Origin of the sequence: Acinetobacter sp. YH16044, from assembly GCF_013417145.1 — a bacterium.
GTDB lineage: Bacteria > Pseudomonadota > Gammaproteobacteria > Pseudomonadales > Moraxellaceae > Acinetobacter > Acinetobacter amyesii.
This window is the reverse complement of sequence record NZ_VPEK01000178.1, coordinates 1-1,115: the sequence shown is the minus strand read 5'-3', so window position 1 is coordinate 1,115 and position 1,115 is coordinate 1. Positions and strand designations below refer to the sequence as shown.

Here is a 1,115-nt window from a genome sequence, read left to right as displayed (position 1 = left end):
TTTAAACAGCAATTAGCCGATTTTGAGCAATTTTTAAATACGGAAAATAAGACCGAAGAAAATAAGCAGAAAGATAAAGATCTTTTTAATGGATTTATTTGGGATAAGACCTAAATTTCGCATAAGAGATTTTATGTTAAATAAGATGGAACTTAGACAAAATTTTATTAATAGTTATGCATTCTGCACAGTTAGTTTTAGACCTAAAGCATTTACTACACGATTAATCGTATCAAAACGAGGTGCTGAATCTTGACGGAGTGCTTTGTAAAGTGCTTCACGTCCAATTCCTGCTTCTTTAGCGATTTGAGTCATACCACGAGCTTTAGCAATTACACCAAGTGCATGAGCTAGTTCAGCAGGGTCATTCTCTTCAAGAACCATATTAAGATACATTACAATATCTTCTTCACTCTTAAGTGCTTCTGCCATGTCAAAGCTAGGTAGATCAGCTATTTTAACCATTTTTCAATCCTCTAAAGATTTTGATAAATCAACAGCTCGTTCTATATCCTTTTGCTGTGTAGATTTATCACCACCTCCAAGCATCACAATGATTACATCACCATGTTTGATGTAATACATGCGCCAACCTGGTCCGAAGAACTCTCGCATTTCCCAAACACCTTCTTGAAGATGCTTTACATCGCCCCAATTACCACGCTGAACCTTATCTAATCTTCGATTCAGTTTAAGACGGGTCATACTGTCTTTAATGCTATCTAGCCATTCATCAAATTCAGGGAGACGTTTAATCTCGGTCATGAAAGTTCCTCTTTATTGTATTCGATCGAATACACAACATTATAATGAATATATTTTATGAGTAAATGAAATAATAAGAATATATTTTATCAATTGATTATTTAATAACCTATGTTCTTGGCAAAAGGTCTCAAACCTGCTCATAAAAAAGCCGACTTGTTTCTAAGTCGGCTTTTTACTGTTTTTGAAGTCAGTCAAAATTTTATAACTATATGAAAAACAATAATATTTTAAATTGCGTTTCGTATAAGCTCTATTATGTTAAATAATTAAGGATAAAAGCTTTATTACTAAATAGAACAGTTGCTTAAAGCAGTATAGAGTTAAGTTTGCATTTTAATATCAAGTTG

At 32.7% G+C, this 1,115-nt stretch carries 2 protein-coding genes; both read right to left on the bottom strand.

The window, feature by feature from the left end; genetic code table 11:
* Positions 1-174: 174 nt before the first annotated feature.
* On the bottom strand, positions 175-465 hold the full coding sequence (locus FTV38_RS17875) for an addiction module antidote protein (protein WP_004787581.1): 291 nt from the start codon (positions 463-465) through the stop codon (positions 175-177).
* Positions 466-468: 3 nt separating this feature from the next.
* Positions 469-765, bottom strand: a complete 297-nt coding sequence (locus FTV38_RS17870) for a type II toxin-antitoxin system RelE/ParE family toxin (RefSeq protein ID WP_004787583.1) — start codon at positions 763-765, stop codon at positions 469-471.
* Positions 766-1,115: the final 350 nt, after the last annotated feature.